The organism is Sulfurimonas sp. (assembly GCF_014859695.1).
In the GTDB taxonomy this organism is placed as follows: Bacteria; Campylobacterota; Campylobacteria; order Campylobacterales; family Sulfurimonadaceae; genus Sulfurimonas.
On sequence record NZ_JACUTS010000051.1, the window covers coordinates 1 to 13,250 of the forward strand.

The 13,250-nt window shown below is 38.6% G+C and carries 14 protein-coding genes; 3 read left to right on the top strand and 11 right to left on the bottom strand.

The annotated features are described in order from the left end of the window. Both IBX42_RS08775 and IBX42_RS08780 read left to right on the top strand, forming a co-directional pair. On the top strand, positions 1 to 1,059 hold a 1,059-nt coding region (locus tag IBX42_RS08775; RefSeq protein ID WP_294931838.1), incomplete at its 5' end, for an HD domain-containing phosphohydrolase. A 28-nt stretch (positions 1,060 to 1,087) separates the two neighbouring features. Next, the gene (locus tag IBX42_RS08780; RefSeq protein ID WP_294931841.1) at positions 1,088 to 1,957 is read left to right on the top strand and encodes an MBL fold metallo-hydrolase; all 870 of its coding nucleotides are present in this window, start codon (positions 1,088 to 1,090) and stop codon (positions 1,955 to 1,957) included. A 28-nt stretch (positions 1,958 to 1,985) separates the two neighbouring features. Here IBX42_RS08780 and IBX42_RS08785 read toward each other — a convergent pair whose 3' ends face one another. The 9 genes from IBX42_RS08785 to IBX42_RS08825 all read right to left on the bottom strand — a co-directional run bounded on the left by IBX42_RS08785 (position 1,986) and on the right by IBX42_RS08825 (position 11,869). Continuing rightward, a complete protein-coding gene (locus IBX42_RS08785) occupies positions 1,986 to 2,264 on the bottom strand; it encodes a hypothetical protein (protein WP_294931846.1) in 279 nt (92 codons plus the stop codon). A gap of 89 nt (positions 2,265 to 2,353) precedes the next feature. Further along, the gene (locus tag IBX42_RS08790; protein ID WP_294931849.1) at positions 2,354 to 2,959 is read right to left on the bottom strand and encodes a Crp/Fnr family transcriptional regulator; all 606 of its coding nucleotides are present in this window, start codon (positions 2,957 to 2,959) and stop codon (positions 2,354 to 2,356) included. A 10-nt stretch (positions 2,960 to 2,969) separates the two neighbouring features. Continuing rightward, positions 2,970 to 4,400: a membrane-bound lytic murein transglycosylase MltF gene (gene mltF, locus IBX42_RS08795; protein WP_294931852.1), complete on the bottom strand. Its 1,431-nt coding sequence runs from the start codon at positions 4,398 to 4,400 to the stop codon at positions 2,970 to 2,972. Between the two features lie 23 nt (positions 4,401 to 4,423). Further along, positions 4,424 to 5,698, bottom strand: a complete 1,275-nt coding sequence (locus IBX42_RS08800) for an ArsS family sensor histidine kinase (protein ID WP_294931855.1) — start codon at positions 5,696 to 5,698, stop codon at positions 4,424 to 4,426. 39 nt (positions 5,699 to 5,737) lie between these two features. Beyond that, a complete protein-coding gene (locus tag IBX42_RS08805) occupies positions 5,738 to 6,400 on the bottom strand; it encodes a response regulator transcription factor (RefSeq protein WP_294931858.1) in 663 nt (220 codons plus the stop codon). A gap of 52 nt (positions 6,401 to 6,452) precedes the next feature. After that, positions 6,453 to 8,591: a ferrous iron transport protein B gene (feoB, locus tag IBX42_RS08810; RefSeq protein WP_294931861.1), complete on the bottom strand. Its 2,139-nt coding sequence runs from the start codon at positions 8,589 to 8,591 to the stop codon at positions 6,453 to 6,455. Next, entirely contained in the window at positions 8,588 to 8,842 is a 255-nt protein-coding gene (locus tag IBX42_RS08815; protein ID WP_294931865.1) for a FeoA family protein, read from the bottom strand. The genes feoB and IBX42_RS08815 overlap by 4 nt, the downstream gene beginning before the upstream one ends. A gap of 62 nt (positions 8,843 to 8,904) precedes the next feature. Next, complete coding sequence (locus IBX42_RS08820) at positions 8,905 to 10,218, bottom strand: hypothetical protein (protein WP_294931868.1); 1,314 nt, start codon at positions 10,216 to 10,218, stop codon at positions 8,905 to 8,907. Between the two features lie 25 nt (positions 10,219 to 10,243). Next, positions 10,244 to 11,869, bottom strand: a complete 1,626-nt coding sequence (locus IBX42_RS08825) for a methyl-accepting chemotaxis protein (RefSeq protein WP_294931871.1) — start codon at positions 11,867 to 11,869, stop codon at positions 10,244 to 10,246. Positions 11,870 to 12,025: 156 nt separating this feature from the next. On the opposite strand from IBX42_RS08825, the gene IBX42_RS08830 reads away from it, so the two are divergent. Further along, positions 12,026 to 12,583 (top strand): CDP-alcohol phosphatidyltransferase family protein, encoded by a 558-nt coding sequence (locus tag IBX42_RS08830; protein WP_294931874.1) that lies wholly within the window; start codon positions 12,026 to 12,028, stop codon positions 12,581 to 12,583. 1 nt (position 12,584) lies between these two features. Here IBX42_RS08830 and IBX42_RS08835 read toward each other — a convergent pair whose 3' ends face one another. Together IBX42_RS08835 and IBX42_RS08840 are read right to left on the bottom strand one after the other, a co-directional pair. Continuing rightward, positions 12,585 to 12,968: a DoxX family protein gene (locus tag IBX42_RS08835; protein ID WP_294931877.1), complete on the bottom strand. Its 384-nt coding sequence runs from the start codon at positions 12,966 to 12,968 to the stop codon at positions 12,585 to 12,587. Next, entirely contained in the window at positions 12,958 to 13,164 is a 207-nt protein-coding gene (locus IBX42_RS08840) for a hypothetical protein (RefSeq protein WP_294931880.1), read from the bottom strand. Before IBX42_RS08840 ends, IBX42_RS08835 begins: the two co-directional genes overlap by 11 nt. Positions 13,165 to 13,250: the final 86 nt, after the last annotated feature.

Sequence of the window (13,250 nt, forward strand, 5' to 3'; positions counted from 1 at the left end):
CATAAAGAGTCCAATATTCGTTTTACGATTGCATCTTTGCTCCTGTTTTTTTCAATCTATGAATCTTCTTATGCCTTGGCAGCTATGTCCCTAGTAATATTTTATACCGCACTAAAGAGATTTTGTTTTATTTATGCACTTTTCAATCTCAATCAAAAATATAGTCTAAAAAATTACTATCTCTCTCTTCTTCCAAAGCATAGAAACTCCCCTGTTTTTATATTTAACGAAAAAGGCGCAATTCTTTTTCGTAATGAGGCATCGCATAAAGATCTTCTAGAGGTTACTTCGCTTGAGTCTTTAAACATCAACAATCCAAAGGAGATAGCTATGCAAGATATTATCTTTTTTGAAAACAAAAGCACCTCATACCAAGTTGAGATAAAAGGGATTCAAGAAGAGCGACTTATCTTAGCTTACTTTACGGATGTCACAGAGCTTATAACCCTCAACAAAGAGATTGAAGAGACTCAAAAAGATATTATTTATGCTATGGGAGAGATAGGCGAAACCCGTTCAAAAGAGACCGGAAATCATGTAAAGCGAGTAGCACTCTACTCCTACAAGCTTGCTGTTTTGTACGGTTTGAGCCAAGAGGATGCAACTCTTTTGCAGATGGCAAGTCCTATGCATGACATTGGAAAAATAGGGATTGCGGATGCTATTTTAAATGCACCGCGCAAACTCACATCTGAAGAGTTTGAAGTAATGAAAACGCATGCAGCTTTAGGATATGATATGCTTAAACACTCCAATAAGCCAATCCTAAAAGCTGCTGCTATCGTTGCGGGAGAGCATCATGAAAAGTGGGATGGAAGCGGATATCCAAATGCAAAAGCAGGTAAAGATATTCATATTTTTGGTCGTATTACTGCTGTAGCAGATGTTTTTGATGCGCTTTCAAGCGATAGGGTCTATAAAAAAGCATGGGAGATGAAAGATATTTTAAATCTTTTTGAGAGCGAGAAAGGTAAACATTTTGAACCAAAACTTGTTACACTTCTTATGGAAAATCTGGAACACTTTCTTGAAATAAAGGAACAGTTTAAGGATATGTAATCCATAAATTTTAAATCGGAGTACAACTATGAAATTTTTTTTAATTTTTTGCCTAACCTTAACACTCATTCATGGAAAAAATATAAGATTTGAGATACTCGGTTCAGGAGGCCCTGAGATAGATGGGCGTGCCAGCACCTCTTATCTGTTATGGATTGATGACAGAGCGAAACTGCTCATTGATCTTGGAAGTGGTTCTATGCTGCGCTTTGAACAAAGCGGTGCGACTATAGAAGATCTTGATGCTGTTGTCCTTACGCATATGCACATCGATCACAGTGCAGATCTTCCCTCTTTTATGAAAGCAGGATTTTTTACAAATCGACAAAACTCTTTGGATATTGTTGGACCTTACGGCAATAACTATTTTCCATCCATTAGAGAGTTTGTGGAGATTCTATTCGGTAAAAAAGGAGCCTATCGGTACATGCAAGACATCCTCACATCACAGAGTGATTCTTTTGAACTCATACCCATTGAAATAGCTAAAGGAGAAAAAAAAACACTAAGATACAAAGATTTTACACTTAATTTTATTACGGTTCATCACGGCATAGTCCCTTCACTTGCTTTGCGTATAGATGTAGGTTCAAAATCTATTGTTATTAGCGGGGACACCAATGATGAGCAAAACACCTTAGAAAGGTTTGCATACAGAGCAGATCTCTTTATAGCACATCATGCGATACCCCAAGAAACAAATAATTTTGCAAAAGAGCTACATATGACACCATCTACAATTGCAAAGATTGCCGTAAAAGCTCAAGTGAAAAAAATTGTATTGACGCACAGAATGAAAAGAACGAAAACGCATGAGGAAGAGACTCTCAAACTAATTCATAAGGATTTTTTAGGGGATGTGATTTTTGCCGAAGATAGAATGAAGATAGATTTTTAAGCAGAGTTACTCTGCTTAAAAAATGAAGTTAGTTAGAGCCGCATTTTCCTTTGCCGCACTTGCCTGCTTGAGACGCTTCTTTTTTCATCTCTTTTTTTCCGTCACCGCACTTGCCATCTTTTTTCATCTCTTTTTTTCCGTCACCGCACTTGCTAGTTCCGCATTTGCCATCTTTTTTCATCTCTTTTTTTCCGTCACCGCATTTGCCTGCGCCACACTTCATATCCTCAGCACTTAACGATGTAGCACCAATACTTAAAACCATTGCAGCAGCTGCAACTAACGATAAAAAATTAAACCTTTTCATAATACTATCCTTTTAGTTTTTAAAATCAAAAACATTGTATCACAACTATAATAACTTTTTATGTGACAACGATTACATAAGATTGCATATTACAAAATCTCTATCTTTTTTCTTGATAACTTAACGATTTGATTTTTTTCAAATGTTTTCAAAATCTTGCTTACAACCTCGCGTGATGTTCCAAGTATAGTTCCTATCTCTTCATGTGATATATGTAGTGTTTTTTTATCATGCCCTTGCAACCAGTGAAGAAGCCGCGTATCTAAACTTAAAAAGCGTATATCTTCAATCATAGTTGCCATAAATTCAATACGTCTTATATATTGATCAAAAACATAGCTTTGAAACTCTTTATCTTCTATAAACAAACGTGCTACAACTACGGCAGGAACATCAAAGCCTTCTAAATCCGTCTCCGCTATCGCAGTACCCACGGCAGGAGCGGAATTAAACGCTGCCGTAAAATTGACATTGCACTGCTCGCCCTGTTCAAAATAGTACAAAAGCACGCTTTGTCCATTTTCATGCTGTCTAATAACACGAACGCGACCTTTGGTTAAAAACAAAATATCCTCACAGATATCACCTTGAGAATATAGCTGCATGCCGGCAGGAATTTTCATAAAAGTCGCTACCTCCAACAACTCTTCTTTGCTCTTTTGCTCAAGCTTATCAAAAAAATCAAATGATTTCATACCGTTTTACTCATATTTCGTCGTTCTCCTCTTTGCTTAAAAATAACTCGTAACTGTTTTTTTGCAAAATGTCTCTGTAATCATATATAGAGTCAACATACCTCACAGGCTCACTTCCTCTTGCATATCCATGCTTTAAAGTCTTATAGTACTTTTTTTGCGCAAGCAGGGGAAGTACTTTTTTAAGGTCGCTCCAAACATTTTTATTTAGTCCCATTCTCTCTGCCAATTTCTGAGCATCAAGAATGTGCCCCAAGCCGACATTGTATGACGCAAGGGCAAACTTTAGACGATCTTCACCGCTCACTTCAGGAGGCACACGCTTTAGCAGCTCCCTCAAATGTTTTGCCCCGCCTTCTATACTCTGCTCTGGATCAAGCCTGTTTTTAACTCCTACCATTCTTGCCGTAGATTGTGTAAGCATCATCAACCCCCTGACTCCGGTATAGCTTTTCGCTTTTGGATTCCAATGCGACTCCTGGTAAGATTGTGCAGCTAAGACCGTACATGGAATATCATACTTCTCACCGTACTTCTCAAAAAAACTTTTGTATTTTGGGAGTCTGGTTTTTATTCTGTCATAAAAAGTCTTCGTGTTGTAGTAGTCAAAAAAGAGAGCAAAACTATAGTAGTGATCTTTTAAACGTGCCATCTCGCCGCTTTGGTTGAATCCGTTGAGCCAAGAGTACATGTCCTCTTTTAACTCTTTTGAGTCCTGCGCCAATATCCATGCAAGCTGCTCTCGATTGCTGACTGAAAAGGCAAGTGCTATCTTTGGAAAATAGCGCTGATTTAGAGCATATATGTTTGAATCTGCGATGGTACAGTCTATCTCATTGGTAGCCACTTTTGCCAAAAGCTCTTCCGTTGAGAATTCGGATGTATATGTAGCATTTATATCAAAACCGTCCTCCCGCAGGGACTCTATGGTTTCGCTGTAGCTAGTATCTTCTCCCACAACTATTTTAAGTCCTGCTAAATCCTCAATACTTTTTGGAAAGTGCCCCTGCCATAACATCCCTCTGTAGCAAACCACCTGTTGCTGTGCCTCGAAATATGATGGACCAAAGTTAAAATTTTTCTCTTTGATTTTTGTTTTTGCCAAAGATGCGGAGATTATATGAATATTTGGATTTTTGCTGAGCTCTAACGCCTCTTTTGTAGTGTTTGCAACCGTAATATTTAACTCAACACCCAAATATTGGGAATAGGCATTAAGAAGATCGTACTCAAAACCCTTAGGTCCATCAGGACCTATATAGTAGGTAGAGGGGGAATTGAGCAGTGCCACGTTAAGAATTTTTTGCTCTTTTATCTCATCCAGTAAAGAGGGTGTTTTAACCCTGTGAATAGGCTTATATGCGGTATGCGAAAGCCACCCGAAAATGAAAAAAGATATAGCAAAAAACAGAAATATGCTTGACCTGATATATTTATCCATTACATTAGTTTACACTTAAAAGCTTATGCAAAAATAAAGCGGTTTGTGCCATTCTCATACTCATGTGCAAGCACCTGCCTGTGGGCTTTTAAAATAGAGTCAACAAGGTACAGACCCAGACCGAAACTATTTTTTGCAGGGTTATCTTTTGTAAAGGGTTCTATATAATATTGAAGCGGATGTGCGATGCAATCTCCTTTGCTCTCAAAACACAACTCAGAGTTTTTTATTAATATTTTCACATGCGAATCGGTTGAGTACTTTATACCGTTGTCTATCATATTTTTAATTGCCGTAGTATAGAGCCTGTAGTTTGCATTTATTTTATAACTTGCGCCCACATCGATTGTAATGCTGTTTCTATCAATCATTGCCATATCAACCGCGCCATCTATAATATCTATGAGGCGATACTCTTTAAAGTCTGTTCTGTCTCCAAGACTTGTTACCTCTTCTATAAGAGCAAACTCGTTAACCAAAGATTCCAAACGCCCGAAAATTGAGCTAAATCTATCTTTTTGCTTCTGAGACTCCAACATTTGAGTAGCAATAGTTCCTTTCGCAATAGGGGTTTTAAGCTCATGCATTAAATTTCGCAAAAAGAGAGTCCGAGACTCTAAAATTACATTAATCTTCTCTCTTGTCGCCTCAAGTTCATTTGAAATCAGTGCTATCTCATCATGCCCTTTGGTCTTAAAAGAGATATTCATATTTCCGTCACCGTAAAGCGCAATCTTTTTTCTTAGGCGGATAAGCGGTCGTAACCTCTGCAGAATCAAAATAAAAGAGAATGAGATGATGAGCAGGATTGTCATATAGGAGTATGCGACACTCCAGTATCTATAGGGCTTTAACTCCTCATCTAAAATAAGAACTGAAGAGAACGGCGCTTTGATATAAAAGTATATCTTTTTATTGAATTCAAGCATCGAAACACTAAGATCCGTTACCGTTTTTTTGGTAAAAAATCCGCCTTGAGAAAAGGTCAAAGATGAGTTTACGCTCTGAAAATCTTTCTTTTTTAAAACTTTTGCGTTTTTAAGAATTGTCTTTATCGCCTCGCTGTCTTTCTCCAGTACAAAATTGTATACGGCAAGATTTGCCTCAAGCATAATCTGAGGATGCTGCTTCTGCTGGTGCTGGCGAAATATTTGGGTAATTGTGGCATGCTTTGCAAAGATCTGGTCTATGTAGTGCTGTTTGTTCAGGAGAAAAAATTCCCAAAATACCACACTCACACTCACTATGGTAACAGTGAGTGCAAAGAGTACGGTTATTAAAACGGCATGCTGGCGCACTACTCTCTCTCCGACTTTGTAACAAGAGGAGAAAAATGGCTACTTAAGAAGCTTATAGCCAACGCCTCTTACCGACTCTATAAGGGATTTGTCTCCGAGTTTGTTTCTGATTCTGCCGACCATTACGTCAATACTTTTGTTTGAAGAGTCTTCATTTATAGCATTTACGTTATGAATCAGATCCTCTCTTGAGACAACCAATCCCTGTTTTGCAATCATATAGGACAATATGCCGAATTCCGCTTTTGTAAGGTCTATATTTCTCCCCTTATAGGTAATCATCATGGAAGAGGAATCGCATTTAAAGTCGCTCTTTGACTCCTCTTTTTGCTGAGATTTTGCCTCATAACGTCGAAGTACAGAGTGTATTCTTGCTTCAAGCTCTCTTGGATCGTAAGGCTTTGGAAGATAATCATCTGCCCCGAGTTCAAGCGCTTTTACTTTGTCCGTTACATCACTTCTAGCAGAGGAGATAATAATAGGAATATCTTGTCTCTCGCGAATCGCTTCACAAACCTCTAATCCATCCATGCCGGGAAGCGTTAAGTCTAAAATAACTAGATCAAAAGGCTCCAACTTCAATATGCTTACTGCCTTAAACGGGTCGTCTTCTGTGATAATCTCAAAGTCAAACTGCTGCAGATACTCAGTGAGTATCTCCGCTAATTCTAAATCATCTTCAATCATTAATATTTTTTTCATGTGAGAATTCTAACAGATATGCGCTAATAAGTAGTTAATATTGCGCAAATATTTAATGATATAGCATCGAAGTGACGTTAAATGCTATAAATGCCAGCAGATATGCCGCTATGGATGTAAAAGCTAAAAGATAAAAGAAGTACTTTATACCTCCTGCTTCACGCGTAAAAACAACCGAAGCTGCCAGACATGGAAGATATATCATGACCACGACTATAAATGCGACGGCTGAGGGGAATGAGATATTTTTAGAGATTATCTCTTTTAGCGAGCTACTCTGCTCGTCCACATCCCCTCCAAGCGCATACAAAACGCCTAGGGTTGAGACGACAACCTCTTTTGCGGCAAGTCCTGTTTGGAGTGCCACGCTCATCTTCCAGTCAAACCCGAGCGGTGCAAAAAGAGGCTCTGAAAATTTACCTATTTGACCAAGATAACTCTGTTCTAAATTAGCCTCTGCAAAACTATTTTCAAGAGCCCTTCTCTCTTGTGTGTCCACTGCTTTTTCAATCTTTAGAGCATAACTCTCTTCAAGAGCTTGATTGTGCGGATAGTTGCTTAAAAACCATACCAATATTGACGCGGCGGCGATAAAAGTACCCGCTTTTTTTAGATACATAAGAGTCTTTGTAACAACGGTGTGCCAGATGAGTTTGAGTGAAGGAAGTCTATACTTTGGCATCTCCATAACAAACGGTTCATCTATACCTTTAAATGCCGTCAGTTTCAGTATTTTAGCGGCAAAAAGTCCAAGCATAGCACCTGCTATATAGATGACAAAGAGAACATTTCCCGCCATACTCTCGGAGAAAAATGCACCTGCAAAAAGAACATATACGGGGAGCCTTGCGCCGCAGCTCATAAATCCGATGATAAAAAGCGTGAGTAGTCTGTCGCGGTCATTCTTTAAAATCCTCGCCGACATGTAGGCAGGAATTGAGCAGCCAAAACCGGTTACAAGCGGTATAAACGACTGCCCGTGAAGACCGAATTTGTGAAAAAATCCATCAAGCAAAAACGCAACTCTTGACATGTAGCCGGTACTCTCCAAAAGCGCAATACCGACAAAAAGTATGGCAATATTGGGGACAAACAGAACAACTGCACCGACTCCAGAGATGATACCATCGACCACAAGAGAGCGGAGATCATCATTTGCTATGGTCGCTCCAACCGCATCCCCAAACCAAACAAAAAAAGCATCTATCCACTCCATTGGAATGGAGCCTATCTCAAATGTAAGCTGAAAAAGCGCCCACATAAAGAAGAGAAATATCGGTATGCCAAATATGTGATGAATCAGTACCGAGTCAATCTTGTCGGTAAGAGTTCTCTCAGACTCTTTTACCTCTTGCTTCAGTACCTCAGCAACAACACCTCTGTTAAAAGAGGTATATTCAGAGGCAAAAGCCTCTTTTATATCACTGGTGTCATGATGGAGCTCTATATGTTTTGACGCTTCTATCAAAATAGGCTGCAACTCTGTCCAAATCGGGTCATCATGAAGTTTTGCGTAGGTATATTTGGTATTTTTTAGGAGATTTATAGCTATGTTTCTATATGAGTTTTTATCCTCATACTTATGTTTTGCCAAGTAATCAACTATTACTTTTATCTCCTCCTCAACCGCTTCGCTAAAGATCAGTTTATACCCGATTGTCTCGCTTTCATACTCTTTTATAATAGCTTCTATAAGCTCTTTTATCCCTTTTTTAGTAACGGCGGATACCTTCACACAGGCAAAGCCTAAAAGCTCTGACATATATCTGCTCTCTATCTCTATGCCCTCCTTATCTGCTTCATCACTCATGTTTAGAGCAACCAGCATCTTTTTGCCGATACTCATAAGTTCTGCGGTAAGTTGGAGGTTTTTTTGTAGGTTCGTTGAGTCTACGACGTTTATAATAAGGTCATAATCCTGGGTAAGAAGATACTCGTTGGTCACCCTCTCTTCAATAGTATAGTCATTTAATGCGTAAGTCCCAGGCAGATCCACTACGGTAAAGTGGTACTCTTTATAGTCAAAAAGAACTTCGCTCTTCTCAACCGTTACCCCCGTAAAGTTTCCAACATGCAGATTTGCATTCGATATAGAGTTTATAAGCATGCTTTTGCCTACATTTGGCTGTCCGACAAGTGCAACTTTTATATGTTTTGCCGTTACGGGGCATGCTTTTATATCTCTATTCATAATCCCTCAACCTCTATCAGTTCTGCCTCTTTGGCTCGGAGTGCGATTCTCATCTTGCCCACTTTTACCTCTATTGTACTTTTTGCGGGAGCGTACTCAAGTACCTCCAAAATAGCCTCTTTCATTATTCCAAAAGAGATAAGCCTCTGCTTTAGTTCTGTATCGGCGTTTAGCTTAACAACTTTTACAATGCACGACTTTTTGCAATCAATCAACCTTTTTGTCTCTTTTTTGTCTGTTTTATTGTGCATATCTGCTCTTTAGCCATTATTTTTCATGATGATAATTGGTATCATATTAAAGAGAGGTTAATTTAAAAATTATACAAGAACAAAACTCTGATATTTTCCCAATCTCCACCATTGCTACCGCTATTTTTCTTATCTTCATTATTAACATATAGAGCTGCAACTGTTACATTTTCTTTTGGTGTATACTCAAAACCTATATTTTGTTCTACTATATGCTCCTTAACTCCAAAAGAGTCCTCTTTACCTTTAAAATCTCCATATGCATAAATAAAACCAAAGTCATTATATGTATATGTAATCCCCGCTACAATAGCATAAGCGTCTCTATCTACAGTAATGGCATCTATTATCATGGAGTCCATATTTGTATATAAAGCCCCTCCGCCAAAACCTGAGAAACTACCTTTAAGTGCTTGTTTTTCAGACCTATTATATGCCGCAGATAGAGCAATATCTTCAAACATTACAAACTCTGCAACTGCTCCATATATGGAAGAGTCTATGCCACTGTTGTCCGATTCGCTTTGGTTTATATATTGAGTACCTATGTGAAGCGCGTAATCTGCTGATAGTGCAATGTGCAAAGACAAATCCGCATATAAAGAGGTATTTGCAACATTTTGAGTTGCGCTATTTGGATTATCATCTTTAGATATATCATAATACCATACGCTTGCATCTATAAAACTGCCCGCGTAAGAGAGCCCGCCAAAATAAGTTCCGTCTTCTCCTGTGTCAGACCAATGGTTTTGTGGAGACAAACCTGTATCCGTCCCCTGCCATCTTCTAAGCAAGCCTCCCAAAAATGCCAATCCCTCATTTTCGTATGAGAGCGTATAAGCCTCAAACGTATTTGAAATTATTCTTATATCGTCACTATCCGCTAAGGGAGTATCGATAAGCTGACGACCTGCACGGAGGTTTACTCCGCCGTTTCTATAGTTTATATACGCTTGCGAGAGTTCGGTATAACTCCCATCTTGAGAAGAAATTTCACTATTATGCTTATCTTCCTCTCCGGTTGCAAACCCAATATCGTGTGCAGTCGTAAACTCAACGGCTGCATTAAAACCGTTTAATTCAGCGAGCTCATACTTTAGCTGTCCGCCGATGGCAGTTGCGTATTGATCTTTTGCTCCATTATTATCATAGCCTGAATACAAAACCTTTATTTGCCCTGAGACTTTCCCCTCTTTAAACATATGTTTAGTTTTTTCAACGACAGAAACCTCTTTTTCTAAAGGTGCTGCAACTTTATCTATAATATCTCTTACGGAGTGTTCCCTATCTTTGATATCTTTAGAGACTTCATCCGCAAGAACAGATAAAGGAGCCATCAAAGCACAAACGACGCTTAATTTAATAAACCTACTCATATCTATCCCCCCCCCCTTTTTTTGCTTATACTTTAAACTGCTCCATCTTGCTATTTAGTATCTCTGCCATATTACTCAAATGCTCTGCGGCAGCAGCTATCTCTTCTACGCTTCTGGCATTTGACGCCACCAACTCATTTGCATTGCTTATTTCTGATGATATTTCATTTACTACACTGCTGTTCACTTCATAATCGACTAGAGTCTGCTCGTTAGAGTCTGCCGCCTCATGCATTATATTTAGAGTTTTATTTATCATCTCTTCAACTCCGGATGAGATTTTTGCCAAATCCTGTATATGAACGGAGTTCTTATTTATCTGCTCGCTTGCATCCGTTATAGACTGAACAATAACGTTTATAGTCGCCTGTATCTCAACAAGACTCGTCTGTGTGCGTTCTGCGAGCTTTCTTACCTCATCTGCAACAACCGCGAAGCCTCTTCCATGCTCTCCTGCGCGCGCCGCTTCTATTGCCGCATTAAGCGCCAGAAGATTTGTCTGGTCTGCAATATCGGAAATAACGTCAAGCACGTTCTTAACCTGTTCGGCTTCAGAGCTTAGCTGGTTTATCTTCTGAGCCATATCGACCTCAGCCGCTGCTGTTTTTTGAACATCTGCAGTTAGACGCATTATCTCCTTTGTTGCTTCACTTAAGTTCTCATTTGCCATAGCCGTATTTTTATGGCAGCTTGTAGCATTAACCATAGAAAACTTCATATCTTCTCTTGTTTTAATAGCCTTCTCATTAGCCTTGCTAACAATCTCCATTACATCTTCGACCTTTTTGCCGACGGCATTTGAGGTAGCTGATAGCTCATACGAGATAGAGGCATTTTCATTTGAAGAGTTTTTTGCCTCTGCTATTAAATCTTTTATGGAATCAATCACTTTTGATAAGTTTCTTGCTATGACTGCTATCTCATTTTTACCTAAAATCTCAAGCTTTGTCGTAAAGTCCAGATTGGAGAGTTTTTCAAGATATAGATCTATCTTTTTAATGGAGTTGAGTATTATGTTTATGATAAAAAAGCCGCTGCCCACAACAAAAATAAGCACGATGGAGAGTACTATACTCTGCATTTCAAAACCAACAATATGGCTACTTATTTCAGCAGAAGCACTTTCGTACTCTTTTTTGTGCTCATCAACCCACTTCTCAAGCTCATTTGAGAGTTTTTCAGCAAAAGGATCAAGTTTCTCCATCACCTTGTTTCCCTCATCCGGACCAAATCTCACATAAGCATTTGCCATCTCTACCGCCACGGCGTAATACTCTTGAAGATCCTTTTTAAACATCTCAAGTTCTGCTACCACCTCATCTTCACCAAGCTCACCGTGAGACTTAATTAGCTTGTCCGCTACTTGAGCTGCCTGCATATAGTATCTGCCGGCTTCTGAGTATCCATCATCAAACCCTTCAGCTCCCCTTGTTGCAGAGACATCAGTAAGCCACTGCTGAATCTGAATAACATTAACCCTGAGCTCTTGAAAGTCAAATAGATTTGTTAAAATCTCTTCACTCTGCTTTTTTACCTCCTCTTCGATACCCCTTAAACTGCTATAATTAATTGCGACCGTAGCCACAAGAACCGCCATTACAATACCAGATACTAAAACTAGTATCTGCTTTATTTTTAGATTGTTTAACAAATAGAACCCCTTTTTATCCCTTTTATAAGACAATTTGCAGACATTTTAATCTACTATGATTAGATTTTATTCCTATTGTTATTAATCTATTATTAAGACTCTTCTTTTTTAAATGCTATCTTGGATATAATTTCTCGAATATTACGAGGGAAACAGATGAAATTTTTATTCACAAACAACTCACACTTTAATCTTGCCAATATGTTTACATTTGTAAATATAACTGCAGGTTTGCTGGCTACATACTTTATAACTCAAAACAATTTTTTTGCAGCTATAGTTTTAACATGGGCGGGGGGAGCTTTTGATATTTTTGACGGTAAGATTGCCAGAAAATACAAACTCTCAAATGAGTTTGGAGTTCAGCTAGACAGCTTTGCCGATTTTCTCAGCTTTGTTCTTGTACCGGTTTTTCTAATTTTTCAAGCGGTTTATATAGTAAATTTTTCAGGCGTTATGCTTGCCGCAGCAGCCGTTATAAGCATCTACTATGTTATTTCAGGGCTTAGAAGACTTATCCAGTTTAACATCAATGCAGATGCCGGCGAAGTAAGCAAATACTTCACAGGTGTGCCTACTCCGTTGGGTGCCATTTTACTCTGGCTTGTCTTTTTAGGTTCGACTTATGGGTTTGTATCGCCCTATATCGTACTTGGCGCTATGGTACTTATAGGCTGGAGTCTGAACTCCAAAATCAAAGTACCACATCCTTAACCTATTTAGAATTGAGTGCGTACTTTCCGCCTCCAAACATAAAAATCAAAATCGACATTATAAGATACAAAAATGGCAACTCAAAAACCGGTGCTCCATGTTTGCCTAGGCTAAAGAGTGAATTTGAGTATGCTAAGAATATTGCAAACACCATGTTAAGCGCCAAAAACAGAGACGCAACTCTGGCGTAAGCTCCAAGCAAAATCAAAATCGGAATCACAATTTCGCCTACATATACGCCATAAGCCATAAACTCGGGAAGTCCGGAGGCAGTAGTGAGATATTTTACACCGCCTATGCCGTTTATAATCTTATCGACTCCATGAAAGAGAATCATTATCCCTACGGTTAGTCTCAAGATGAGTTTTGCTATGTCATTTGTCATTTTTTTCCTCACTCATTTTTCTAAATCTGCAACCACCAACCAAAATTACCTTGCCTGTTTTTATAGCCTCTTTTATATAGCTAAACGTGCCTTTTGGGTCTGCATCTCCAACCTCCTCTTCTATTATCTTAAGAAGGTCATCCTCATTTGTTGTTCTCCATGTTTTTTCATAACTGTATTGTGTCTGTATTTTCATAAAGAGTATAATATCCAAAATTTAAAAAATTTATGATTTGCAGAGTATCTTTAGCTGCTTTTTACACAGTATAAACTTAAGTAATC

Excerpts from the sequence above, each read along its gene's own strand:
- IBX42_RS08780 (WP_294931841.1), top strand. The coding sequence starts at position 1,088 with ATGAAATTTTTTTTAATTTTTTGCCTAACCTTAACACTCATTCATGGA.
- IBX42_RS08785 (WP_294931846.1), bottom strand. The coding sequence starts at position 2,264 with ATGAAAAGGTTTAATTTTTTATCGTTAGTTGCAGCTGCTGCAATGGTT.
- IBX42_RS08790 (WP_294931849.1), bottom strand. The coding sequence starts at position 2,959 with ATGAAATCATTTGATTTTTTTGATAAGCTTGAGCAAAAGAGCAAAGAA.
- mltF (WP_294931852.1), bottom strand. The coding sequence starts at position 4,400 with ATGGATAAATATATCAGGTCAAGCATATTTCTGTTTTTTGCTATATCT.
- IBX42_RS08805 (WP_294931858.1), bottom strand. The coding sequence starts at position 6,400 with ATGAAAAAAATATTAATGATTGAAGATGATTTAGAATTAGCGGAGATA.
- feoB (WP_294931861.1), bottom strand. The coding sequence starts at position 8,591 with ATGAATAGAGATATAAAAGCATGCCCCGTAACGGCAAAACATATAAAA.
- IBX42_RS08815 (WP_294931865.1), bottom strand. The coding sequence starts at position 8,842 with ATGCACAATAAAACAGACAAAAAAGAGACAAAAAGGTTGATTGATTGC.
- IBX42_RS08820 (WP_294931868.1), bottom strand. The coding sequence starts at position 10,218 with ATGAGTAGGTTTATTAAATTAAGCGTCGTTTGTGCTTTGATGGCTCCT.
- IBX42_RS08830 (WP_294931874.1), top strand. The coding sequence starts at position 12,026 with ATGAAATTTTTATTCACAAACAACTCACACTTTAATCTTGCCAATATG.
- IBX42_RS08835 (WP_294931877.1), bottom strand. The coding sequence starts at position 12,968 with ATGACAAATGACATAGCAAAACTCATCTTGAGACTAACCGTAGGGATA.
- IBX42_RS08840 (WP_294931880.1), bottom strand. The coding sequence starts at position 13,164 with ATGAAAATACAGACACAATACAGTTATGAAAAAACATGGAGAACAACA.